Below are 23,540 nucleotides of genomic sequence, written 5' to 3' on the forward strand. Positions count from 1 at the left end.
TTGCCATGTTTGGATTTAAAAAAAAGCAGGATCATGACCTTTTAAAAGAACAGATCATCACAGCGCTTAGAAACGTCTTTGATCCGGAAATACCAGTTAATATTTATGATTTGGGTTTGATTTATGATGTTGCTATTAATGAAGAACAGCATGTTCACATCCAGATGACTTTAACTACACCTGGGTGTCCGGTAGCACAAACGTTTCCTGGTACTGTTGAACAAGCGGTTAATCAAGTTGAAGGAGTCAGCGATTGCACCGTTGAATTGGTTTGGGACCCGCCGTGGACGCAAGAACGAATGACCGAAGCAGCTCGTCTTGAATTAGGGATTTTTTATTAATGGATAAGGAAGTACTCTGGAAGCCTTCTGCGTCTATAGAATTTTTGCAGCAGCGAGCAAGAATCCTTAGCCAAATTCGTGAGTTTTTCAATCAACGCGGTTATTTGGAAGTCGAGACGCCAATTATGGCGCGTTTCGGTATCACTGATGTTTATTTGGCAAATATCAAAGCAACTTTTCGCGAACAAAGTTATTGCCTGCAAACGTCACCGGAATACCACATGAAGCGTTTATTGGCTGCGGGCAGTGGACCTATTTTTCAATTAGCACGAGTTTTTCGTGACGATGAATTGGGTCGTTGGCATAACCCAGAATTTACCATGCTTGAATGGTATCAATTGGATATTGATCATCATGCTTTGATGGATGAAATGGATGCCTTGTTACAATTGATCTTGAATTGCCAACCGATGTTGAGAAAAACCTATCAACAGGTCTTTCTTGAGCATTGTGATTTTGATCCTCATACAGCAACAATTCCCCAGCTACAAAAGATTGTCCACCGATTTGAACTGGATAACGTGCTCACACCCAATGAACAAGATCCGGATCAATATTTGTTTTTATTAATGAGTCACGTGGTTGAGCCTGCACTGGGCAAAGAACCTTTGCCGGTGGCTGTTTATAATTTCCCACCTTCACAAGCCGCTTTGGCGAAGATCAATCAAGGGGTTGCTGAGCGCTTTGAAATTTACTTTAAAGGGGTTGAACTGGCGAATGGTTTCCATGAACTCACTGATGCCAGGGCTCAGGCAATGCGTTTTAAGCAAGATTTGGCTATCCGTGAACGGCAGGGCTTATCTCAACCTCAGCCTGATGAATATTTGTTGCAAGCTTTAGAGCATGGTTTGCCACCCTGCAGTGGCGTTGCCCTGGGCATTGATAGACTTCTAGCTTTGGCATGTAACCAATCAGCGATTGCAAACATCTTGGCTTTTGATTTTAGCCGGGCTTAGTTTAGTTTTCATGAGAAGGATTGCAGGAAAATTTTGGATTACTCGCCTATCCTGCTCCTTAGTTTTTTCTTTAGAGTCTTGCGTGACTTCGCCTATTGAATGGAATTAATTCATTAAAATAGTAAATTTTTTCTTACTTAGCTTATGAATCTGGTTTGACAAGTTGCTGAACATTCAAGGAGGCGCTTAGTTTAAGCAGAGTTTGACAGTCTTTACACAGTCTTATCCACAGAATTTGTGGATAAGACATCGTTGTCGCGAAATCTTTTGGTCAATAAGCAAACGCGTAATCAATTATGGATTTAAAAGTTTAATTAATAACAATATGCCAATTAATATTATCGTGGTGATTTCATGGCACAAGAGAAAAAAGAGAGTGGATTTTTTAAAAAACTTATATAATACAAAGAGATAGCTGATATCGTTAAAGGAATAGAAACCTATAAAGGCACGGATGTGATGTCCATGATTGAACGGAACATCTACCGCCTATTTAAAAGAGATGCCATCCTGGAAAAATTAGCCCAGTTTGCTGCAGAGGGTAAGATTGCCCAAATAGCGAAATTACTCCGTATACGTCCAGACTTAAGGATAGAAGTTCTGTTCACCCTGGCGGGTTTAGGTGCACAAGATGAGATGAAGGCAATATTAATAGAACATCCTGAAGATTTATTAGTATCACACCACTTAAGAGATATTTCAGGAGCAGAGTTTTCGAGTATCACTTTATTACAACACGCGATTTGGACTAAAGACGTGCGTTATATGGCCAATATGTTCCTCGACTGCCTGCCCAAAAATGAGCAAGGTGAAAAGATAAGAGTTGCGTTGGAACAACAAGTTAAAGAGCACATGGCTAAGGGGGTAGTGTATCAATTAAAAGGCGTAGAGCATAAGGAACGTCACTTTAATTTACAACCCTTGATTATAGCGCTTCACACCTATGTAGAGAATTATAATCATTGGACAGAGGAACAGAGAAAAGAGCATTGGTGCACTGTAGTTGGCTTGGCTCAGACTCTGATACCTGCGCATATACGTCATCATTATTGCGACCCTGAAGAAGCGTTTTGGAATAACCCGAACTTTAAAAAACCTAAATTAAAGCGTTCGCTCGAAGTCTATAATTGGATATTGGAAAAATCACAATTGTGGTCGGAAAGTCTGGCTGGTCTTGGTTCGGATTTTGGAATTTACGCGGGCTTGCCGCTCTTCTTCTGTGGGGGCGGCGGCGGGTGCACGGCCCGCGCTGTCTTCGACGGCTCGCCAAATTTAGCGGCCTTGCAGGCCTTAGATAAAACGAGGACTGAAATCGACCTGCCGGCGCTTATAGAGCGGCTGCATATCTCGATTCAAAATATGGAAGATGAGCTAGACTGTGGAAATTTTCGGGCGTATAACTGATTGATTATCAGACTGCGGCACCCTCAATAATAAAGAAAATTATTAGAATAACTCTTTTCATCGGAGACTTTAATGCCTAACAATACTGATTCGGACCACTTGGAAATTTTAGTGGATACTGATTGCTCTCACGATGATATTAAATGGCTTAAAAATGCTTTAAACGAATATAATGCAGAAGCATTGCCAGGTAATAATCACCATTTTACGGTGATTAACAGGGATTCCAAAGCTAATATTATTGCTGGCGCTTTTATCTGGACTCATGGCGATACCATGTATTTGGATACGCTCTATGTCGATAAAAAACATAGGAAACAGGGGCTTGGTTCACTCGTTCTGCATGCGGCTGAATCAAAGGGTCTTGTCCTAAATTGTACGCGATGTATTACCGATACACTTGGTTTCCAGGCGCAGCCCTTTTATGAAAAATTAGGCTATCAAGTCATTGCCGAAGTACCGGATTATATTCAAGGCCATGCACGTATCTATTTAGAAAAATCCCTGCGGTAACCCTTGTTCGCACTATTATGGGGCGGGATTTAGTTGGCGCCAAAGTTTATAAACTTCAATTCCATCCGGATCCGGGTGGTAAGTCATTGGTAAATTGCGCGCTTGCCAGGGTTTGCCAAATTCAGCATAAAAATTATCCAAAGTAAAATATTTCCGATGATCAACATAATAATGGGAATAATCATCGCGTGTAGTAATAAAGGTCACTTTAAGTGGGCTACAATAATACATTGCTGCAAGACACATGGGGCAGGGGTGAGCAAGAATATAAAACTCACAATCAGTCAGATGTTCCGTACCTAACTTTGTACAAGCCTCACGGATAGCAACAATTTCTGCATGGGCAGTCGGATCCTTGGTTTGTGCAACTTGGTTTGTTGCTTGAGCAATGACATGGCCCTGTTGGACTATGAGGCAGGCAAAGGGTCGGCCGCCATGTTTTACATTTTCTTTTGCCAGAGCAATAGTCTGTTTAATAAAATTAGTCATGGTACTCTCCCGTCCAAGATAGTAGATAGATAAACAGTCCCTACCCAAATTCCTTCGTTAAAGCGTCAATCAGATGTGGATAGTGAAATTGATAGCCATTTTCCAGTAAACGTTTGGGCATGACTCGTTGTCCCTGGAGCAATAAACAGTCTCCCATTTCACCAAACAGCACACGTATAATAAATGCCGGGATTTTAAATAATAACGGACGATGCATGGCTTTGGCCAGTGTACGAGCAAATTCTGCCTGGCTTACCGGATAGGGTGATGTGAGATTAAAGGCACCGGTTAATTCAGGGTTATCCAATAAGAATAAAAAAGCGTCGACAAGATCCTGGCTATGTACCCAGGAAATGACTTGTCTGCCATCACCTACTATCGAGCCTAAGCCAAAATAAAAACTGGGGGCTAGTTTTTTTAACATACCCTGACCTTTTTTAAGCACAACACCAAAACGGGTAATCGTTGTTTGCATGCCATGCTCAATTGCTGGTTGCAAGGCTTGCTGCCAGCGTAGCCCTATCTCGTTAAGGAAATCCCGCGGGTGGTTAAAATCAAGGATGCTGTTTTCGTCAAAAGCGTCCGGAGCCCCATTCTCCTGCAGGCCATAAATACCGACTGCATTTGCGCAGTAAAATCGAGGTCTTGCCTGTTGCTTGATGGCCCAATCGATCAAAGCAGTACTTGTGTTGACACGCGATTCAATAAGTTGTTTTTTGACTTCTGTAGTCCAGCGGGATGCGCCGATGTTGTAACCACAAAGATTGATGAGTACATCATAAGTCTGGGCATCCAGTTCATGTAGAGTATCCCAAGTGCAACTGGTGACCGCGTTGGAAAAGCACTGTTGTAAGGTTGCTCTGTTTCGCCCTAACACAGTAAGATTATGCCCGGCTAATGCTTTTACTAATTCCTGGCCAATAAAGCCAGACGCGCCAGCAATTAAGATCTTCATGAAAAATTACCTTCCTCTTTAAGACTATTAATGACTGCCTCTGATAATGAAGTGAGCTTTAATGTTTCCTTTAAGGTAGCGCGTAAAGCATCAATGCTCAAGCGTTTGGAGGCGAGCATAAACTCTCTTTTCATTGGGCTTGCTAATGCCCAGATTTGTTCCCACGGTTCATAAGGTGCTGCTTCTAATCCAAGTGCTTGTGCAACTTGTTGTTGTAAAGTCCCCAACAGGTCTGGTTTACCATCAGCGATATTATAAATGCCGCTTAACTCAATTTTTTCGGCAAACTGATAAGCAATCTCACTGAGATCATGCACGTAGATATGATTGGTGTAAGGGGCTTCACGAGGCGCAAGAAGCGGTTTTTGAGCCATAGCGGCTTGCAGTGGCAAGCGATTGGGTCCATAAATACCCGCCACGCGAAACAGAACGCAAGGAATTTGCTGTCGTTTACAAAAGGCGAGCCATTGCTGTTCGGCATTTAAGCGACGATGTTGTCTGGGATGATCCAAATTGCAGCTTGACTGTTCGTTAACCCAGTTTCCCTGGTGATTACCATAAACACCACTGGAACCAAAATAGATAATCTTGGCAGGTTGTATGGAACTTAGGCTAAGAAAGGTCTGCAGAATGTTATCCTGTTCACCTTCACTGGCGGGTGGAATTAAATAATAAAGGACAGTGTTTTTTTCTTGCCATAGAAAAGGTTTATTAATGTCGTGAGTAATGTGTTGTAAACCTGGCAAATTCATTGATTCGTCAAGATGACGTGATATAGCCGTCACCGTTTGTTGCCGGTTTAATAAATATTGTGCCAAATGATAGCCACAATAACCGTAGCCGATAATCAAGTGGTGCATGAATACTCCTATAAATTATTCCTAAAGCGGCACAAACTTTGATAGTCGCAATTCTGGCAAACCGAACCGTTATTGGGCCTGGGAGGACAATGGCCTTGGCTGAATTCACCGGCTAAATCATTCAATTGACTTTGCCAGTGTTGGCGATAATCAACCCAGTTTTCGTCTTTTTTTAAAGCTATTATGCCGGGAACAGGATACGTTTCTGCACTTAATCCTTTACAGGTTAACTGACCAGCTTTTAACTGGGCAAACAACAGTGCATTAATTGTTTCATCTAATAAAGCATAGAGTAAGAGTTGAGGTTCCTGTGGGCGATCTTCTTTCCATGGCAGGCTTTGCGGCAAACTACTTTTATAATCGATCACCCATTTTTTATTTTCTGCAACGTTATCTAAACGGTCAACCCGTACATAAAAATCAATTCCAGCCAGATTAATGGTAAACGTTTGTTCTAAAGCATCTACGCTAAATGGTGGTCGTTGCCGTTCCCATGTCAGGCAGGCATGGACTAATCGTTTAAGCCTTACTAGTTCAACGTCCTGTATCAGAGTAGAGAAAGAGGATGGTCTTTGTTTTACCAAAGGTTCTATGGCGGAGGTAATGGCGTTCACGATAAGTTCGTTTAATTGCCCTTCATCAAGAGATAAAAGATTTTCTTGAGTTTGCAACGTTTGCCATAATAGCTCCATGATCTTATGAATTAACTGACCACGCTCCATCGCGTCTGGACCCGTTGACATTTCCGCGGCTGCTCTTACATGGAGACGATGGGCGGCAAAGGCTCTAAACGGGCATTTGGCCTGATTTGCCAAGATAGCAGTTCCGCCACGAATGTTTTCATTGTCGATCAGTGGCAGGTAGTAGGTTTCATTGAAACTTGTTAGATGCGATTGTTGAGCGACTGTTTCAATAAGTGGCGCATAGTAGGTTTCTAAATCGACAAGCAAGGGACTTGGCATATTGGGCTGATCCTTGCTTAAGCGAGAATAGCTAAATACGGTATGTGCGCTACTGTTTTTTAATCTTGCTAAAGTTTTTTGTGCCAATTGTAGTTCACGTAGCGGGTCTGCGTGTGGCATGGAATAAGCACGCTGCAAGGAAATAGGTATAAAGGCTGATAGTCTTGCTTTTTGTGGTAAACATTGATCAGTAAGACCTGTGACCCAAAGGCTTTCAAACAGACAACCTGATGCCTCTAATAAACCAAGAACCTGAATAACCGCTTTTGCTTTTTTGGGTTGAAAGATGGTTGATTTCAATAGTTCGTTTAAAGTCAGGAGAGCCTGCTCTTTGTTCATACTTGGTGTAATTAGTGCCAATTGTTTAAATTCGTCAAATACGATTAAAAAGCGCTGATAACATTGATACGTTGCTGAGTCGAGAGGATATTCACCTGGAAATCCCATGGCTGCAAGCCGTGTCTTAAATGCGTTTGCCCAAGTTTGTGGGGACGCATGTTCAGGATAGGCCGTTATATTTTCCAGGACTTTAGCAAGTTTAGGCGCGGTATAATGCCAGTCTTTAATCAATGTGCTAGAGGCAATATTGAGTTCTCGTAATGAAGAACTGTCTTCCATACATTGTGCCCTTGCTAACATTTCTGTTTGTGAGTAGGCAAGGTAAGGCGAGTGTAAGAGCAAGCGTGCTTGCTGGGCTGTTATTGTTTTTCCATCGAGATGCAGCCAGCATAAAGCGTGGGCGACTAAAGGGTAATCAGCCAAGGCTTGACCTAAAGACAGGTTGAATTGTTCTACGGGAAACTGCTGTTGTAAAAGACGTTGTAAGCCCTGAGATTGAATTTGTAAATCAGGGACAACGACTGCAATATGCGTTTCTCCTTGGGCTAGGCGTCCTTTTATCCAATGGATAAGTTGTTGCTGTTCATCGTCGTCATTTTGTGCGATACATTGGTAACCGATAGCTGGCTGGGGGGCCAAATCGTAATGATAGATTTGACAACCTTGAGCATTAAATAGTTTTTGCAAGGCTTTTTGTTGGGGGGTGTAATCATCAAAACAAGCCCAGATTAAGGGTTGTGCATCTAATATGTTCTGTTGCGTACTTAGATAAGTCGCTAATTCGTCTTCTGTTATTGCATCCAGTTTGTCGAGTTCTTGTTGAAGTTGCCGCGCCCATTGCTGAAACTGGCGAGTTTGTGCCGTGTAAGAAAAGGCTGGGTGATGAAAATCGAGTTGCCATAAATGACAACGGGTCCATGCTTCTTCAACGGCTTTTAATAATCCCTCGTTAACAGGTAGTGATGCGTGATTACTAAGTATTTGGCGCCATAAATGACGAAGTTGCTGTGTGGTTAATACGATAGGGTAATTAGTGTGCGGGTTTTTATGCCTTATTTTTTTGAAAGTATCTAATAAAAATGCCCGGTATGGAAAACATCGGGGTTTATCTTGAATGGAAAGAGGGACGGCAGCAAAAAAATCATTTAACAGTTCGGTGCTTAAGCGATTATTAGGGGTAATAACAATAGCCCCTTCTCGCATAAGGGTTAATAACTGTGTTTTATTATTCATCAGATTTAGTGGAATCAGTTTTGCTTTGTTTATTTTCTAGTTGCCGCTTTTCATCCACAGCGAGGAGGCCTGGGAAAAAGTGCTTATTAAAATAAATGGCTACCAAGCCTGTAAGAGGAATGAGCCATAGACCAATCGTTAATGTTAAGGATAATAACACTACACCATACACAACAAAATAGTCTTGCCAGTGGTGGAAACGAGCAAAAAAACTGGGGTTGCTTAAGTAAGAATGAGTCAATACGCCTAAACTACCTAAAATAAGTGATAGGCAGGCTAATAAAATACCAATGAAAAAAGGACGTAACCAGTGGCATTTTTTTGCTAAAACTTCCCCAAATATCCCTCCAGCAAAAGCACCGGTAATTGCGGCAATCAATAGCGAGGGTAATAGAGGCAGTGACAAACTGTCTTTTAGTGATAATAAGGTGTATTTAGTAAACAGCATAAATAGCACAGCAAAAATAGCAAAGAAAATAGCCCCAGCAAATTTGGGGCTTAATGGATTTTGGTCGTCAGCTTTCAAGGTCATAGCACCCGCCATTTAGTGAGTTATTATTTTATCATTCTTAGTCTGCTTCACTGCTTCTGCTTTTTGTTGTAAAGAAACAGGCGTTGTTTGCCGCTGATTTTTTGAATGTAGTATGTCGTAAACTAAATGTCCACGTAAATACATCGCTGCAAATCCCGCCGCAATAGCCAACCAGAGTCCTGCCAGTATAAAGCTGTATAGTAAGACAAATAAATACATAACAGCCAAATTACTGAAGGTTGATCCCTCAAAAGAATGGCTATAGGAGCCCCTGAGAAGATAAATGAATCCCAAATCATAAAAAGGCAGGGCCACAATAACCATTAAAAACCCCCATAAAAAAGTTTTACGGCGATAAGGTTGAGGACAATGAACAATACGTTCTCCAAAAAGGGCTCCAAAACAGGCTGCTACAATAACGGCTAGAAGAATCGCCTGAAAAGTTGGTAACAGTCGTTCTAATCCTATCGAATAAAAGAATAAATCAATGATTACAGTCGCGATAACGGCTAACAAAGCGAAATAAACAGCCGAGAGTAAACGCGGATTTGAAATGGTAAGTGCTTCATCTTCATGACTCATGATTGTACTCCTGAATAAAGCGGTTGCTTATTACAACCATGCTGTTAAAAGCATATTTAATTTTCTTTTAAGTTAATTTTAGACCATAATGACGTCCTTTTGATCCTGCTTCAGCCCCCTAATTGAAGACAATTGATCTTTATTGACTGTGCAGAGATACTTGGGAAACACCAAGGATGATTTCACGCCCGAGATCAACAATGAGACGCCTATTTCATTTAATCAAACTCATTAAACGCCTGCGGTTTTTATTTCTTTTTTTTGTATTATTGCTTTTTTGTTTTTCTAAAGCATTGGAGTCACAGTTCGAGCTATCAAGAGTGACTGATTTATTTTTTCTGATTCTGATTATTTTTAGTTTGGTATTAATCGGAGAACGGGGGAATAAGCTATTGTTATTGATTCTTGGTATCGCTTTTATCGAGCTATTGCTTATTGTTATTAGTCTATGGTTGGCTCAATCGTGGGTAGGAGCAATCAAGGCATTTTTTGCTACTTGCTATTTTTCTTTGATGACGGCTGGTTGTTTACATTATACCTTGGCGGATAAAACAATTAGTGTAACCACGTTATTTGGCTCTCTATCCGCTTATCTTTTTATTGGACTGGCCTATGCCTATCTTGATCTGTTTGTTTGTATACTGGATCCTGGCGCGTTTTTGGGTTTAGTTGATAGGACTGAGAATACGATGATTTATTATTCTTTTGTAACCCTCACTACGTTGGGATTTGGCGACATCGTTCCTAAAAGTCCAATTGCCCAAACCTTATCCTGGTTTGAGTCATTTACAGGTCAAGCCTATCTTGCTGTCCTTATGGGACAGTTAGTCGGCCGTTACGTGGCAGACAGGTTATTGCATACACAGAATCTCAAAACTAAAATTCAGAATTAAATGAGTGCATCTGAATGGACTTCCCACAAATCCCTAGGTATTAATGGGCACGCCCTCTGAGGATTTTGATAAGTCAGCTGCTTTATCGTTTTCGTGTAATTCAAGCCACATTGCGTTTAATACCGCGAAGGTACAAGCCAAGCCTGTACCCAAAATCCAAGAAAAATACCACATGATTAATAACTCCTAATAGGCTGTTTCGTGATTGGCCTTAATCGTTTCAACGGTTACTTTACCACGCAACACACGGTAAACCCAGGCGGTGTAGATTAAGATAATAGGCAAGAAAATTGCTGTTGCTATCAACATAATAAAAAGGGTTAACTGGCTAGAGGAACTGTCCCAGACAATTAAACTTTGTTCCGGATTAGAGGAAGAGGGCAGAATGAATGGGAACATACTAACCCCGACAGTTGCAATGATACCAATAATAGAAATAGCACTAAAAATAAAAGCCAGGCGGGCTTTTGCTGCAACTAATATGGCTAAAAGAGCACCGGCAATACCGAGTATCGGTACAAGCAAGGTAACAGGCATGTCCTGAAAATTAGAGAACCAGGCTCCTGCATGGCGAGCAGCGTTTTTATAGAGCGGGTTAGATGGGCCATCATGCAAGGGTGAGTTAGTTAAAATATAACCATCAATGCCATAGTAAACCCACAAGCCCCCACAGATAAATAGAACGATGGTTAATGCAGCGCAAATCTTTCCTGCAGTTTTTGCGCGTTGCTGGAGATCTCCTTCTGTTTTGACATGAATGAAAAAAGCGCCATGCATTGCAAGCATGGATACAGAAAGTAAACCGCACAATAAAGCAAAAGGATTCAGTAAAGCAACGAATGTCCCTGTATAGAAAGGACGTAAACTGTCATCAAAATGAAAAGGTACGCCTTGTAAGACATTACCAACAGCGACTCCAAAGATTAATGAAGGAACAAAGCCACCTGTAAACAAGGCCCAATCCCAACAAGAACGCCATCCAGGATGGGACATTTTGGAGCGATACTTAAAGCCTACTGGGCGCAAAATCAGAGCAAGCAAGATAAGTAACATTGCCAGATAAAAGCCTGAGAAAGAAATGGCGTAGAGCATGGGCCATGCTGCAAAGATTGCACCACCACCCAAGATAAACCAAACCTGGTTCCCTTCCCAGGTTGGCGCAATGCTGTTAATAAGAATTCGTCTTTCCCAATCATTTCTAGAAAGGCAGGGTAACCACATGGCAACACCGAGGTCAAAGCCGTCCATTATGGCGAAACCAATCAGCAGAACACCTAACAGAACCCACCATATAACACGTAATGTTTCGTAATCTAAGGGCATTATGCTTCTCCAGTTTGATGTTGCATGCCATCGGGGCCGAGACGGATGTATTTCACCATTAAATAGACTTCAACTATGGCGAGGGCGGTGTAGAACAGGATAAAACCCGCGAGTGAAGTTAACAACTGCGATGAATGAAGAGAAGAAGTACCCATAAATGTTGGTAAAATACCTTGTACCACCCAAGGTTGGCGTCCATATTCTGCTACTACCCAACCAAGTTCCGCAGCAATCCATGGTAAAGGCAATGACCAGAACGCGATGTGTAAATACCAGCGTGTCGTGTGTAGTCTGCGTCTAACAATGAGATAGAAACCAACAGCAAATAAGAGGATAAAGAAAATTCCGCAAGCAACCATGATACGGAAGGAGAAAAATAGAGGGATAACGTGTGGTTTCAAATCCTGGGCTGCCTGTGCAATTTGTTCTTCACTGGCGTCAGTAACGGTTTCCGTATATTTCTTAAGTAACAAGCCGTATCCCAGGTAGTTACCATGTTGCTCAAACGCAATTTTTGCTGCTTCATCATTGCGGTTTTTCTGCAAACGGGTTAGGGCGTCATAGGCCAGGATGCCTTCACGAATTTGTTGTTTTCCTTGTTCAATGAGATCGTAAATACCTTCCATTGGCTCATTAAATGAACGGGTAGCAATGATTCCCAATACATAGGGAATCTCAATGGCGTAATCGGTTTTCATCTCTTTTTCGTTTGGAATACCAATAAAGGTTAAACCGGCAGGTGCTTTTTCAGTGTGCCACATTGCTTCTATGGCGGCTAATTTCATTTTTTGGTTTGAGTTTGAGAGATAACCACTTTCATCACCTAACACGACTACTGATAAAGCGGAGGCTAAACCAAAAGAAACAGCAACCGTCATAGAACGTTTGGCTAATTCTTTGTTGCGGCCGCGCAAGAGAAAATAGGCGCTAACTGCCAGGACAAAGATAGCTCCAGTCACATAACCAGCACTTATGGTATGAACAAATTTTGCTTGCGCAACGGGATTGAACATAACTTCAGCAAAGTCAGTGACTTCCATACGCATCGTTTGATAATCAAATTTTGCACCAACAGGATTTTGCATCCAGCCGTTAGCAATCAAGATCCATAATGCCGATAAATTGGTACCTAGCGCAAGTAACCAGGTACAACACATATGTTGGAATTTACTTAATCTATCCCAGCCAAAGAAGAATAGACCTACAAAAGTCGCTTCTAAAAAGAAAGCCATCAGTCCTTCAATAGCTAATGGCGCACCAAAGATATCACCAACATAATGTGAGTAGTAAGCCCAATTTGTTCCAAATTGGAATTCCATGGTTAAACCGGTTGCTACCCCCAAGACGAAATTAATGCCAAATAAGATACCCCAATAACGTACCATTTGACGCCAAATCTCTCGGCCAGTCATCACATAAACTGTTTCCATAATGGCTAATAATAAAGACAGGCCCAAAGTTAATGGAACAAAGAGAAAATGGTAAAGTGCAGTAAGGGCGAATTGTAGACGAGAGAGATCAACTATTTCACTACCAGGAATCATCAGCATCACCTCAAAAGTTGGAGGTTTATAAGGCTAAAAGGAAATGTAGCGTTAATTCACGATTTCTTTTTAGCGATAAGTGCCGTATCGGATGGCAAACTAGTGCCCAATAACCATTGCTGTGTATTTTTTGAAGACTTTTCTACATCTTTGAAACAAACCCACCATAGCGCAATGAGTAACAAAAGTTTGACTGAGAGGGTTAGTAAAATGTCACGAGTCAAGGGCTTCATAGCTTGCTGTCCAGTAAAACACGCGCCTATACTTTAACGCAATCTGCATCATTAATAAACCATGAAAGAGGACTATTTGGTGGTTTATCTTGAAAAAAATGGGTGTCATTGATAATCGATTATTCCAAGATCCCTGATCGTCGCAGCTACCAACCAAGATGTCCCAATTGCTCGCTACTTACGTTACGGTATCACTATTTAATGGCATGTCTCTTAAAGAACCAAAAATGAGGATGAGCGCGAGCATAACTCCTTCGTTTATTGATAATTTGCTCTATGTCTTATTTTAGTTTGATCGATTTTTTGGTATGGGAACCCAATTCAAGCAGATTAATTAGATAGGTTTAAAAACTTGCTGTGGAACGTGGGCTGAAAATCTTCTGCCAAAAATTTAAAACTCGCAGTCAGTCTAAAGAATACATTGTAGGTGCACCTACGAATTTAAATAACTATACATTAGAAAATTAACGATCGCAGTTAAAACAGCTGCGATAAGGCAAATACTCAGATAGAGCCTGGTAAAAGTAGGGGGATAATAAGCCATACGTTTATAAGTTGTCAGATCCTCAATAGATAACAACAAGCTAGAAAGACTAACTATTAACAAACTCCAAATAAAAAAACCAGAAATTAGAGTAAATGTACTGCAAATTGCACCGACGCACCAATAATGTGTAAAGCGCTTTAAAACAAGGGAAATAGCAGTATTATCAAGCTTCATAACTCTCCTTTTATTCCTAGGATTAATAAGGTAATTAGGAATAAGGCAATGGCAATGGTAAATACCCAACTGAGCAAATAAGCGTACATTGGACTAAAAGAAGGTAAAAATATTCTGGATTGTTTGGCTAGAATCACGTCATTTAGTGCTAAAACAAAGCTCATAATAATTACCGTAGGGAGAATAAAATAAATAAAAATAGGTAGGTAAGTAACACATCCTGCTAGAGTTGTGACAAAAAAATAGCGAAAAAAGCGTTTAATACCGTACCATATATAATTAATTTCGAGCACTCCATAAAAAATGATTGATTAGAGCCTAAATAATATAGCTGTTTGTAGGGATAAATAACAATTAAGGGCGTATGAGGTCGTGTTTGCTAACGGATGGTATTCCTTGTTTTATAGAGTCAGGAAAGTGAAAAAGCAATAACATAGTGATAAATCAAAAGAGAATGAATTGTGTACTCAAGGGCACGCAAGCTTGCAATTATTTTTCGTTCGTTACACCGCTTCCATAAGCGCCGCTACTCCCATGCCACCTGCTGTACAGACAGAGATTAAACCTCGACCACTACCTCGTTGATGCAGTAATTTGGCAAGATTAGCGACAATACGTGCTCCTGTAGCGGCAAAAGGGTGTCCCAAGGCAACACTCCCTCCTTTAATATTCATTTTTGTTTTATCAATGGACCCCAGTGCCTGGTTTTGATTGAGCACTTTCTTACAATATTCATCCGATTCCCAGGCTTTGAGGGTGCAGAGAACCTGGCCGGCAAACGCTTCATGAATTTCATAAAAATCGAAGTCCTGTAAGGTCAATTTATTACGCTTTAATAATTCACTAACGGCCTTGGTTGGAGCCATAAGTAACCCTTCTCCGCCAACAAAATCAACTGCAGCAACCTGAGCATCCACAAAACGAGCAAGCATTGGATGATTAAATTTTTTGGCAATATCCTCGCATAATAAATACACGGCGGCTGAACCATCGGTTAGAGGGGTGCTGTTGCCTGCTGTTAAAGTACCAGCATCGCTTTTGTCAAAAGCCGGTTTTAATTTAGCCAGTTTTTCCATGCTTGTATCAGCACGCAAAAAAGTATCTCGCTGTAAGCCCATAAAAGGAAAAACGAGATCATCGTAGAAACCCTCTTCATAGGCTTTGACCGCATTTTGATGGCTAGTGAGGGTTAGCTCATCCTGGGCTTGGCGGGTAATTCCCCATTCTTTGACCATTTTCTCGGTATGCTGTCCCATTGATAAACCAGTGCGTGGCTCAACAACAGCAGGAAATTGAGGTTTAAAATCAGCAGGACGAAATGAAGCGATGATTTTTAATTTGGTAGTGAAATCCCTGGCATTATGCAAGGCAAGTAATTTTTGGGCAAAAGAGGGTTTAAACATAATGGGCAAATCACTGTTTGAATCGATTCCTGCTGCTATCCCATCATCGATTTGAAAGTTAGCAATTTTAAGTGCAACTTGTAGGGTTGTTTCAAGACTGGTACCGCAGGCACGTTGTAATGTATAAGCGGGAGTATGGGGATCAAGTGAGGTCCCCAGAACACATTCTCGTGCCAGGTTCCAATTGAAGGAGCTGTTCATTATAGCGCCTAGCCCAACATCACCAAGAATTCTATTTTCCAAATACATTTTCTTGACTAATTCTTGCAGCGAAGCAGTCATTAAGTCTTGGGTTGAAACCTTGCTATAGTGGGTCATTGATTTTACAAAAGGGGTTCGCATTCCTCCTGCGATATACACTGGCCTTGTTTTCATGGTGAGTTCCTTGCTTCGCTATTAAAGTTAACCCTTAATAAGCATAGCATGGGCGGCTAGGTTACTGTAATCATTGGTTCTGAGTTGAGATATTGCTATGAGGGCTGGTTAAAAGAGCCGCTAAGGTCAGTATTGCGCAGCAAGATAAATAAAAGGCTGGTGCTTCAGGAATCTGCACATTGGTTTAACCTGTTGATATCAATCATTTTTAATAACCTTGGCTTCAGCTTCTTTTTTCATCACAATGATCGTAATGCGGCGGTTATTGGGGTTTAAAGGGTTTTTCTTGTCTAGTAAAACCGTGGAGGCATAACCTGTTACCCGCATGACTTTCTCTTCTTGCATACCTGATTTGACCAGCGCACGACGTGCCGTATTAGCACGTTGTGTTGATAATTCCCAATTACTTTGTTCCAAATCCTCGGGGTTATGGTAAGGATGGGCGTCTGTATGACCCTGGATCGTTATCTTATTAGGCATGTGTTGCAAGAGTTTTGCTATTTTATCAAGTACGACCAGCATTTCAGGATCAATTTCATCACTCCCCATTCCAAACATCGGCTTATTTTGATTATCAATGAGTTGAATGCGTAATCCTTCCGAAACAACATCCATTAGAAGGCGTTTTTTCAATTCAGATAGAGAGGGATCGTTATCCATGCTCAACATGATGTCTGTTTTTAATTGCTCAAGTTGTTTCATCTCAGCGCTTTCTTGATTGCTTCCTGCTACTTGGCCATCCTTTTTCTTGAAATTGTCACCTCCACCGTTGATGGTTTCTTTTCTAGCCCCCATGCTATCTCCACCAATGGAGGCTATTCTGAGGGGTTGTTTGAAATACTCTGATAAGCCATCTTTTTGTGCTTTATTTAAGGAAGCCAGCAACCACATCAATAAGAAAAATGCCATCATGGCAGTTACAAAATCGGCATAGGCAATTTTCCAGGAACCACCATGATGGCCGGAATCGCGCTTTTTTATTTTTTTTATAACGATAAGGTTTTTTTCATTATTATTACCAGCCATAGACTCCTACCTAGCTACTAGTTTTGACTGCTTTAATTTCTTCATTGAGTTCATTAAAGGAAGGCCTTGCATTAGAAAACAGGACCTTGCGGCCAAATTCGGTCGCTATAATGGGTGGATTATTGTGTACACTGGCCAATAACGTTACCTTAATGCAATTGAGCATCAATTGGGTTTCATTAGCTCGTTGCTCGATTGCGGTTGCTAAAGGCCCTATAAAACCGTAACCCAATAAAATACCGAGGAAGGTTCCAACCAAAGCCTGTGCTACCAGCACCCCAAGTTGTGCTGGTGGTAGATTGATTGACTCCATGGTATGCACGACACCTAATACTGCAGCCACGATACCAAAAGCAGGCATACCGTCTCCCAGCTTGGTAATAGCATGTACCGGAATCAATTCTTCTTCATGATTGGTTTCAATTTCACTTTCCATTAGCGATTCCAGTTGAAAAGGCTGCATATTGGCAGTGATAATCAGGCGAAAATAATCGCACATGAATTCAATCAAATGGGGTTTGGCCATTAGACGTGGGAAATTGGTAAAAATTGGACTGTTTGCAGGTTCGTCAACGTCGGATTCCAATGACATAAGACCTTCTTGTCGAGCCTTATTAAGAAGGGCATACAGCAGACCCAAGATATCTCTATACATAACCTTGGCTGATTTTTCGCTACGAAAGGCATTGGGTAATGCTTTGGCGATTGATTTTAAAACACTGGCTTTATTACCAACGATTAAAGACCCGATGGCAGCTCCGGCAATAATTAATAATTCAACAGGTTGCATGATTGCTGCTAAATGCCCGCCAGCCAATGCAAAGCCGCCAAAAACAGACAATAGTATTACCAGATACCCCAGCAAAATTAGCATTTATTTTCCCTAAAAAGCTATCTAATTGATTTTGAAGTATTAATTTTAAGAATTCAACACGTTTTATCCGAAAGTTGATGAATTCTTTTTTATGCGTTCATTTCAGATAATCATGCACTACCCGGCCATAGGGTAGAGTTAGATCAGAGAGAATATGAACGGCATTCACAACTTTTTTCACTGGCAGTTTAGCAATGGGTGCCATGGCATGATGAAACAATTCTAACTGGGCAGGCCCGGTCCATGCTCCTTTAATAATGACATCAGTTAATTCGTATTCAACTAACTCACAAATGCGTATGGTGCCATCAACATGGGGAATTATTTTTAATAAATAACAGGGTGCTACCAGGGATTCAGCAACTTTTTTGCAATCCAGCGTTTGATACTTATAACCCATAGTGGCTGTGGCAATTCGATTGCAACCATAATCAAGCGAGCCAAGGAGGGTTTCTTTTTCAACGGTTAATCGGGGTTGAGCAAGTTTTTTAGGAAAGCCCCAGATTTCACGTCCGCCAACGATAGGAGGAAGATCATCCAAATACATGGCGTGGGTATAACTGCCAGGTTTACCCTTGTAGCGTACGGGAATGACCTGACCTGATTCGGTGTAATCACCGAAACCCGTTGAATCCGGCATGCGGATAACTTCAAATTTTACCAGCGGCTCGACCACTTCTAATGGCGCAGGTACAATTTCACGAAGCAAATCAATATCCGTTTCATAAGTAACAATTAAAAATTCACGGTTAATAAAGCGATATGGACCTGGTGGATAAGAGGGGCTACTAAAGGGCATGGCAAACGCATTTTTTTTCACTTCTGACTCATTCATTCTTAGGCTCCTGTCTTTATTAGTGGCCCGCCGTTCATGATCACCTGCTTTGAAAAAGCAGGTGATCATCTTTTATTGTGCGGTTATTCCATATACCAACCATGACTTACTACTAAAGATTGTCCAGTCAATGCATTGGTACCGAAAGAGGCAAAAAATAAAGCAGTTTGTGCGACGTCATCAATGGTAGTAAATTCACCATCGACAGTATCTTTCAGCATAACTTTTTTGATAACGTCGTCTTCACTAATCTTTAATTCTTTAGCCTGCTCTGGAATTTGCTTATCGACTAAAGGAGTACGTACGAAGCCCGGGCAGATTACGTTAGCTCGCACACCATAAGCCGCCCCTTCTTTGGCAACAACCTTACATAAGCCGAGTAGGCCATGTTTTGCTGTCACATAAGGTGCTTTTAATTTGGATGCTTCCTTAGAATGGACTGAGCCCATGTAGATAATACTCCCACCATTGCCAGAAGCGTACATATGCTTTAAACAGGCTCGAGTAGTAAGAAAGGCACCATCTAAATGAATAGCAAGCATTTTTTTCCAATTGGCGAAAGAAAGTTTATCGACTGGATCAATAATCTGGATACCTGCATTACTTACCAAAACATCCACACCACCAAAATGCTTGGCAACTGCATCAACACCTTTTGTTACTTGGTCTTCATCCGTAACATTCATTTCTACTGCCATGGCTTGGTGTTTCATGGATTGAATTTCTTCAACAACTTGTTGTGCTTGATTGAGGTTCAGATCAGCAATGGCTACCTTTGCTCCTTCACGCGCATAGACAAGTGCAATTTCTTTACCAATTCCACTGGCAGCACCGGTTACAATAGCTACTTTATTTTTTAATCGCATGCTTACATTCCCTGTTTTTTATTATTCTTTACCAGTATAGCAACGGGTTTTCCATTTTGCCTTAACACCACGCATAGATTGCACAAGCCTATGATTCAAGACAAAATGGAAGCCAATTAGTAGTAATAATAATGGCCGTGTCGATAGTAGTATCTTCGGTCTTGCTCTTGGCCGATTTGATTACCGATTAAGGCTCCTGCACCTGCACCGATCGCAGATCCCCAACCACCACCGACAGCATAACCGATACCAGCACCTGCTGCGGCTCCTGTGGCAGTTCCTACTTGTGTGCTTGTACAAGAAACCAGTCCTGCTGTTGATAAGCTCAAGAAAAACAACGTACCTATGATATTTCTCATGATGACTATCCTCTTCTAAGTTGATCCCTTCATAGTCATATTAGTACAAAAAGAAATCATTTGCGTAAATATTGTTCATAATGCGGTTGTTAACATGATTTGGATTTTACTTCTGGGTAGAAAACCAGTGACTAATCAGGAATGCGGAATGAAGAGGTTTATTAGCTCAAGAATAACCAACTTTTCTGGTAACCGCTTTTTGGCTTGAGAAATTATCTATCCCCCAGTAGTATTGGCAAATCGTTTTCAGGAAAAGAGGGCGTTATGTTTCGAGGCAGCATAGTTGCATTAGTTACTCCAATGTCAGAAGACAAAGTGGATGTAGAGCGGTTACGTGAATTGGTTGAATTTCATATTTCAGCAGGTACACATGCAATTGTTGCGGCGGGGACCACGGGTGAATCGGGGACTCTGTCTCATCAAGAAAAATTGTTAGTGATAAAGACAGTTGTTGACCAGGTCAGAGAGCGTATTCCAGTTATTGCCGGTACAGCAATGAATGCTACCCGGGATTGTATAGAGTTGACTGAGATGGCTATGGAGTACGGTGTTCATGCGGCACTTATTATGACACCAGCTTATATCAAACCGACCCAAGAAGGGCTGTATCAGCATTACAGCCATATTGCCAATTCTGTGGCAATACCTATTATATTATATAACGTGCCGAGCCGGACTGCCTGTGATCTGCTACCTGAAACGGTGGTGCGACTCGCCAAAATATCAAATATTGTAGGGATAAAAGAGGCAACAGGGCAGATGACGCGATTACAACAAATACTGCGTAGTTGTGAGGCGAGTATTGATGTTTATAGTGGCGATGATTTGACTGCTGCCCAATGGCTCTTAGCGGGTGCAAAAGGTGTCATTTCAGTGACAGCAAATGTGGCTGCCAGGCATATGGCAAAATTATGCGATGCTGGCTTAGACAATGAGCATGCTGCTTGTTTACGTATCAATGAGCAACTGATGCCGTTACATCAGTTGTTATTTGTGGAGTCAAATCCTATTCCTGTGAAGTGGGCTTTAAGCAGAATGGGATTAGTGAATGATGAATTACGGTTACCTCTGACTTCCTTGTCAGAAGAGCATCATCACGCTTTAGAGCAAGTACTTCGTACTTTGCAACTTGTTTAAATTGAGGGTGGTTGTTGTGAAAAAAATTGGATTCCTTGTTTTATCAATTATGCTGTTAACGGCTTGTTCGCAATATGCAAGTAATGGTGAGCAATTGTATTTACGCAGTAAAAATGGTACTACAGTAGTAGTGCCGCCCCCTTTAACGGATAGTAATATAAGCCATTTCTATGATTTACCTCCGCAAAACCAAAATGCGCAGGTAAGTATTGCTCCTCCGACGGATCCGGCACTTAGCTCGTAAATTACCTAATTTAAGGTTGGCACTTATGTCAGAATCAGACGAATTAGTTATTATCCAGGAATTGTCAAAGCGATTAGTAGAAGCACAGCGTAACATACGCATTTTGGATAGTATTAAATGGGATGATTCAATTAAGCAGGATTTTTTTCGTAACAAAGCAGAGAAGTTGCCTGCAATTGATAAAGCTTACTACGATAATAAACCGATACCCTTTGATGCGTCAGAGAAGCAGGAAGAGTTTCGTTGTATTTTGCGTGATGCACAAAATCAGTTAGGTCAATATTCACCCGTTGTTCGTTTAATTAAACGGCAATGTGAAGAATATTCCAGAGCCGCTCAAATGCTAGCAATGCGGGGTACTCCTGCCTTTTGCGAGTTAGCCATGGAATTGTATGGCAGTCCTAACGATGCTTTCTATTCAGGCGGACCACGCCTTTCCGAATTGGGTACTCTGCTTTTTGATGTATTAACGGCGTTGGATGTGCAATTACAGTCGGAGGCGGATGTTAAACAATATACGCCTAAACAGGCGCAAGATTTATTGCAAAAGCGCTTAAGCTGCTTTTTTGATCAGCATCCCGGCAAAGTGACAGTCATGGTCAGTGATGATATGGTTGCCGATGCCTCTGCGGGAGCTGATAGTATCAAATTAAGTCAACATGCCAAATTCAGTGATCGTGATTTGAAATATCTTGAAGTGCATGAGGGTTGGGTACATGTTGGCACGACTCTAAATGGTGCCATGCAGCCTTATTGTTTTTTCCTCTCCAAAGGCTCACCTTCAAGTAGTGTGATTCAGGAAGGATTAGCGGTTATTACTGAGGTTGTTACTTTTTCCTCCTATCCTGGTCGGGTACGTAAAATAACAAATCGTGTTATTGCTCTTGATAAAGTAAGACAAGGGGCTAATTTTATTGACATCTATCGTTATTTTATTGAATGCGGCTTAACAGCAGACGATAGCTATAATCATGCTGTACGCGTATTTAGGGGCAGTACCCCTGAGGGAGGGCCATTTACCAAAGACTTGTCTTATGCAAAAGGGTTTTTATTAATTTATAATTACATGCGTTTTGCCATCAGTCAGCGTCGAATTGATTCTATCCCGCTTTTATTTACTGGTAAGCTGGTATTGGATGATCTACCTCTCTTAGGTGAGTTAAAAGAACGCGGACTTTTAATTCCGCCGGTGTATTTACCACCACCGTTTCGTGATCTTGCTGCACTGAGTGCATGGATGAGTTTTTCTCTATTCCTAAATAAATTTAGTTTGACTGAAATTCAGAAAAATTTTCGTTTTCTTCTTGTTTAAAGTGTGAATAGACATAGCTTGGGTTATTTCACATTTCGTCCGTTTAAGGGATGGTAGAAATGCCCCAGCTCTAATTCAGCAGGAGGATAGGATGGGTTTGTTAATCAACGGTCAATGGCAAGATAATTGGTACGATACTGCTAAAACAGAGGGTGCCTTCAAAAGAGAGTCAGCGCAATTCAGAAATGCAATTAGTCTGGAGTCCGATGCCCGTTTCCCGGCAGAAAAGGGACGTTATCATCTTTATGTATCGCTTGCCTGCCCTTGGGCTCATCGTACTCTTCTTTTTAGACAATTTAAAAAACTGGAAAATTATATTGGTCTGTCTATTGTTCATCCTCACATGCTTGAACAGGGTTGGGAGTTTAAAGCAGAAATGGGGGCTACAGGAGACCACTTATATGGCTTGCGCTATTTATATGAGCTGTATTGCAAAGCAGATCCTCATTATAGCGGTCGAGTGACTGTACCGGTCTTATGGGACAAAAAAGAAGAGACTATCGTTAGTAATGAATCAGCAGAGATTATTCGTCAATTTAACCAGGTTTTTAATCATTTAACGGGTGATAAACAAGATTTTTATCCCGCTGCCTTACGAGCGGAGATTGATGCGATCAATGACAAGATATACAACGCTGTCAATAATGGTGTCTATAAATGCGGTTTTGCAACTCGCCAAGAAGCCTATGAGCTCGCTTTTTATGAGTTATTCAAGGTGTTGGATGAATTGGATATTCATTTGAGCCGTCATGATTATTTGGTAGGCGGTCAATTAACTGAAGCAGATTGGCGTTTCTTTACTACGTTGATTCGTTTTGATGCAGTTTATTTTAGTCATTTTAAAACCAATCAACGGCGAATCAGTGATTACCCAGCGCTCCAAGCCTATTTACACAAGCTGTATCATTACCCTGGTGTACGAGAAACAGTTAATTTTTTGCATATTAAACAACACTATTATTTCAGTCATAAAACAATTAACCCTTCCCAGATTGTTCCGGTTGGGCCAAAACTTGATTTTGAATAGAATTTTACGTTGATCATCCTGGATTCACTGGATCTCTTTTGAACTCGCTGTAGTGAGAGTAGTTCCAGGAGACATGGCGCACAGAACCGCGTGTACACGTCAGTAGATGAGGATTCGAGTACTGTATCGACGAAGGAAGGTGCCCATGCAGTAGCCTTTTGAGAGAAGTCTACCAAGTGAGCTAGCGGGACTAAGGCAATTT

At 41.3% G+C, this 23,540-nt stretch carries 27 protein-coding genes; 9 read left to right on the plus strand and 18 right to left on the minus strand.

The window, feature by feature from the left end; translation table 11 throughout:
- Nucleotides 1-5 precede the first annotated feature (5 nt).
- From ACN4Z1_RS03555 to ACN4Z1_RS03570, 4 genes are all read left to right on the plus strand, one after another.
- On the plus strand, nt 6-341 hold the full coding sequence (locus tag ACN4Z1_RS03555) for an SUF system Fe-S cluster assembly protein (protein ID WP_115220652.1): 336 nt from the start codon (nt 6-8) through the stop codon (nt 339-341).
- Entirely contained in the window at nt 341-1,297 is a 957-nt protein-coding gene (gene epmA, locus ACN4Z1_RS03560; protein WP_228363212.1) for an elongation factor P--(R)-beta-lysine ligase, read from the plus strand. Before ACN4Z1_RS03555 ends, epmA begins: the two co-directional genes overlap by 1 nt.
- A gap of 465 nt (nt 1,298-1,762) precedes the next feature.
- A complete protein-coding gene (locus ACN4Z1_RS03565; protein WP_419388082.1) occupies nt 1,763-2,701 on the plus strand; it encodes a hypothetical protein in 939 nt (312 codons plus the stop codon).
- Between the two features lie 72 nt (nt 2,702-2,773).
- On the plus strand, nt 2,774-3,214 hold the full coding sequence (locus ACN4Z1_RS03570; RefSeq protein WP_228363210.1) for a GNAT family N-acetyltransferase: 441 nt from the start codon (nt 2,774-2,776) through the stop codon (nt 3,212-3,214).
- A 15-nt stretch (nt 3,215-3,229) separates the two neighbouring features.
- Here the strand turns inward: ACN4Z1_RS03570 and ACN4Z1_RS03575 are convergent, their stop codons facing one another.
- Genes ACN4Z1_RS03575 through ACN4Z1_RS03600 form a run of 6 tightly spaced genes read right to left on the minus strand, consistent with a single transcriptional unit; the run spans nt 3,230 to nt 9,166 of the window.
- Nucleotides 3,230-3,703, minus strand: a complete 474-nt coding sequence (locus tag ACN4Z1_RS03575) for a nucleoside deaminase (RefSeq protein ID WP_228363209.1) — start codon at nt 3,701-3,703, stop codon at nt 3,230-3,232.
- A gap of 40 nt (nt 3,704-3,743) precedes the next feature.
- On the minus strand, nt 3,744-4,658 hold the full coding sequence (locus ACN4Z1_RS03580) for a TIGR01777 family oxidoreductase (protein ID WP_228363208.1): 915 nt from the start codon (nt 4,656-4,658) through the stop codon (nt 3,744-3,746).
- A complete protein-coding gene (locus tag ACN4Z1_RS03585; RefSeq protein WP_419388083.1) occupies nt 4,655-5,518 on the minus strand; it encodes an SDR family oxidoreductase in 864 nt (287 codons plus the stop codon). Before ACN4Z1_RS03585 ends, ACN4Z1_RS03580 begins: the two co-directional genes overlap by 4 nt.
- Nucleotides 5,519-5,526: 8 nt before the next feature.
- Nucleotides 5,527-8,052, minus strand: coding sequence for a PD-(D/E)XK nuclease family protein (locus ACN4Z1_RS03590; RefSeq protein WP_419388084.1), 2,526 nt, complete (start codon nt 8,050-8,052; stop codon nt 5,527-5,529).
- A complete protein-coding gene (locus ACN4Z1_RS03595) occupies nt 8,045-8,584 on the minus strand; it encodes a hypothetical protein (protein WP_228363205.1) in 540 nt (179 codons plus the stop codon). The genes ACN4Z1_RS03590 and ACN4Z1_RS03595 overlap by 8 nt, the downstream gene beginning before the upstream one ends.
- Nucleotides 8,585-8,596: 12 nt before the next feature.
- On the minus strand, nt 8,597-9,166 hold the full coding sequence (locus ACN4Z1_RS03600) for a hypothetical protein (RefSeq protein WP_115220660.1): 570 nt from the start codon (nt 9,164-9,166) through the stop codon (nt 8,597-8,599).
- Nucleotides 9,167-9,366: 200 nt separating this feature from the next.
- On the opposite strand from ACN4Z1_RS03600, the gene ACN4Z1_RS03605 reads away from it, so the two are divergent.
- Entirely contained in the window at nt 9,367-10,059 is a 693-nt protein-coding gene (locus ACN4Z1_RS03605) for a potassium channel family protein (RefSeq protein WP_228363204.1), read from the plus strand.
- A 33-nt stretch (nt 10,060-10,092) separates the two neighbouring features.
- On the opposite strand, the gene cydX is transcribed toward ACN4Z1_RS03605, so the two are convergent.
- The 12 genes from cydX to ACN4Z1_RS03665 form a co-directional block, all read right to left on the minus strand.
- Nucleotides 10,093-10,236 carry a cytochrome bd-I oxidase subunit CydX gene (gene cydX, locus ACN4Z1_RS03610; RefSeq protein ID WP_228364065.1) on the minus strand — a complete coding sequence of 48 codons (144 nt, stop codon included), beginning with the start codon at nt 10,234-10,236 and terminating at the stop codon, nt 10,093-10,095.
- A gap of 9 nt (nt 10,237-10,245) precedes the next feature.
- The gene (gene cydB, locus ACN4Z1_RS03615; RefSeq protein WP_228363203.1) at nt 10,246-11,382 is read right to left on the minus strand and encodes a cytochrome d ubiquinol oxidase subunit II; all 1,137 of its coding nucleotides are present in this window, start codon (nt 11,380-11,382) and stop codon (nt 10,246-10,248) included.
- Nucleotides 11,382-12,926 (minus strand): cytochrome ubiquinol oxidase subunit I, encoded by a 1,545-nt coding sequence (locus ACN4Z1_RS03620; protein WP_115220664.1) that lies wholly within the window; start codon nt 12,924-12,926, stop codon nt 11,382-11,384. The genes cydB and ACN4Z1_RS03620 overlap by 1 nt, the downstream gene beginning before the upstream one ends.
- 56 nt (nt 12,927-12,982) lie before the next feature.
- A complete protein-coding gene (cydP, locus tag ACN4Z1_RS03625; RefSeq protein WP_228363202.1) occupies nt 12,983-13,159 on the minus strand; it encodes a cytochrome oxidase putative small subunit CydP in 177 nt (58 codons plus the stop codon).
- A gap of 433 nt (nt 13,160-13,592) precedes the next feature.
- The gene (locus ACN4Z1_RS03630) at nt 13,593-13,880 is read right to left on the minus strand and encodes a hypothetical protein (protein ID WP_228363201.1); all 288 of its coding nucleotides are present in this window, start codon (nt 13,878-13,880) and stop codon (nt 13,593-13,595) included.
- A complete protein-coding gene (locus tag ACN4Z1_RS03635) occupies nt 13,877-14,044 on the minus strand; it encodes a hypothetical protein (protein ID WP_228363200.1) in 168 nt (55 codons plus the stop codon). The genes ACN4Z1_RS03630 and ACN4Z1_RS03635 overlap by 4 nt, the downstream gene beginning before the upstream one ends.
- A gap of 339 nt (nt 14,045-14,383) precedes the next feature.
- Nucleotides 14,384-15,658 (minus strand): acetyl-CoA C-acetyltransferase, encoded by a 1,275-nt coding sequence (locus tag ACN4Z1_RS03640; protein WP_228363199.1) that lies wholly within the window; start codon nt 15,656-15,658, stop codon nt 14,384-14,386.
- Between the two features lie 198 nt (nt 15,659-15,856).
- On the minus strand, nt 15,857-16,684 hold the full coding sequence (gene motB, locus ACN4Z1_RS03645) for a flagellar motor protein MotB (protein ID WP_058446504.1): 828 nt from the start codon (nt 16,682-16,684) through the stop codon (nt 15,857-15,859).
- 10 nt (nt 16,685-16,694) lie between these two features.
- Nucleotides 16,695-17,558 (minus strand): flagellar motor stator protein MotA, encoded by an 864-nt coding sequence (gene motA / locus ACN4Z1_RS03650; protein WP_115220668.1) that lies wholly within the window; start codon nt 17,556-17,558, stop codon nt 16,695-16,697.
- A gap of 97 nt (nt 17,559-17,655) precedes the next feature.
- Nucleotides 17,656-18,393: an acetoacetate decarboxylase gene (locus ACN4Z1_RS03655; protein ID WP_228363198.1), complete on the minus strand. Its 738-nt coding sequence runs from the start codon at nt 18,391-18,393 to the stop codon at nt 17,656-17,658.
- A gap of 83 nt (nt 18,394-18,476) precedes the next feature.
- Nucleotides 18,477-19,259, minus strand: a complete 783-nt coding sequence (locus ACN4Z1_RS03660; RefSeq protein WP_115220670.1) for a 3-hydroxybutyrate dehydrogenase — start codon at nt 19,257-19,259, stop codon at nt 18,477-18,479.
- A 116-nt stretch (nt 19,260-19,375) separates the two neighbouring features.
- On the minus strand, nt 19,376-19,618 hold the full coding sequence (locus tag ACN4Z1_RS03665) for a glycine zipper domain-containing protein (protein ID WP_058446496.1): 243 nt from the start codon (nt 19,616-19,618) through the stop codon (nt 19,376-19,378).
- A 264-nt stretch (nt 19,619-19,882) separates the two neighbouring features.
- On the opposite strand from ACN4Z1_RS03665, the gene dapA reads away from it, so the two are divergent.
- The 4 genes from dapA (at nt 19,883) to ACN4Z1_RS03685 (ending at nt 23,338) form a co-directional block, all read left to right on the plus strand.
- Nucleotides 19,883-20,755 (plus strand): 4-hydroxy-tetrahydrodipicolinate synthase, encoded by an 873-nt coding sequence (gene dapA, locus ACN4Z1_RS03670; protein ID WP_228363197.1) that lies wholly within the window; start codon nt 19,883-19,885, stop codon nt 20,753-20,755.
- Between the two features lie 16 nt (nt 20,756-20,771).
- On the plus strand, nt 20,772-20,999 hold the full coding sequence (locus ACN4Z1_RS03675) for a hypothetical protein (protein WP_228363196.1): 228 nt from the start codon (nt 20,772-20,774) through the stop codon (nt 20,997-20,999).
- 25 nt (nt 21,000-21,024) lie between these two features.
- A complete protein-coding gene (locus ACN4Z1_RS03680) occupies nt 21,025-22,311 on the plus strand; it encodes a flavohemoglobin expression-modulating QEGLA motif protein (RefSeq protein ID WP_115220672.1) in 1,287 nt (428 codons plus the stop codon).
- Between the two features lie 91 nt (nt 22,312-22,402).
- The gene (locus ACN4Z1_RS03685; protein WP_228363195.1) at nt 22,403-23,338 is read left to right on the plus strand and encodes a glutathione S-transferase family protein; all 936 of its coding nucleotides are present in this window, start codon (nt 22,403-22,405) and stop codon (nt 23,336-23,338) included.
- The last annotated feature ends 202 nt before the right edge of the window (nt 23,339-23,540 follow it).

The organism is Legionella sp. ST3F1, assembly GCF_048553315.1.
In the GTDB taxonomy this organism is placed as follows: domain Bacteria; phylum Pseudomonadota; class Gammaproteobacteria; order Legionellales; family Legionellaceae; genus Tatlockia; species Tatlockia donaldsonii.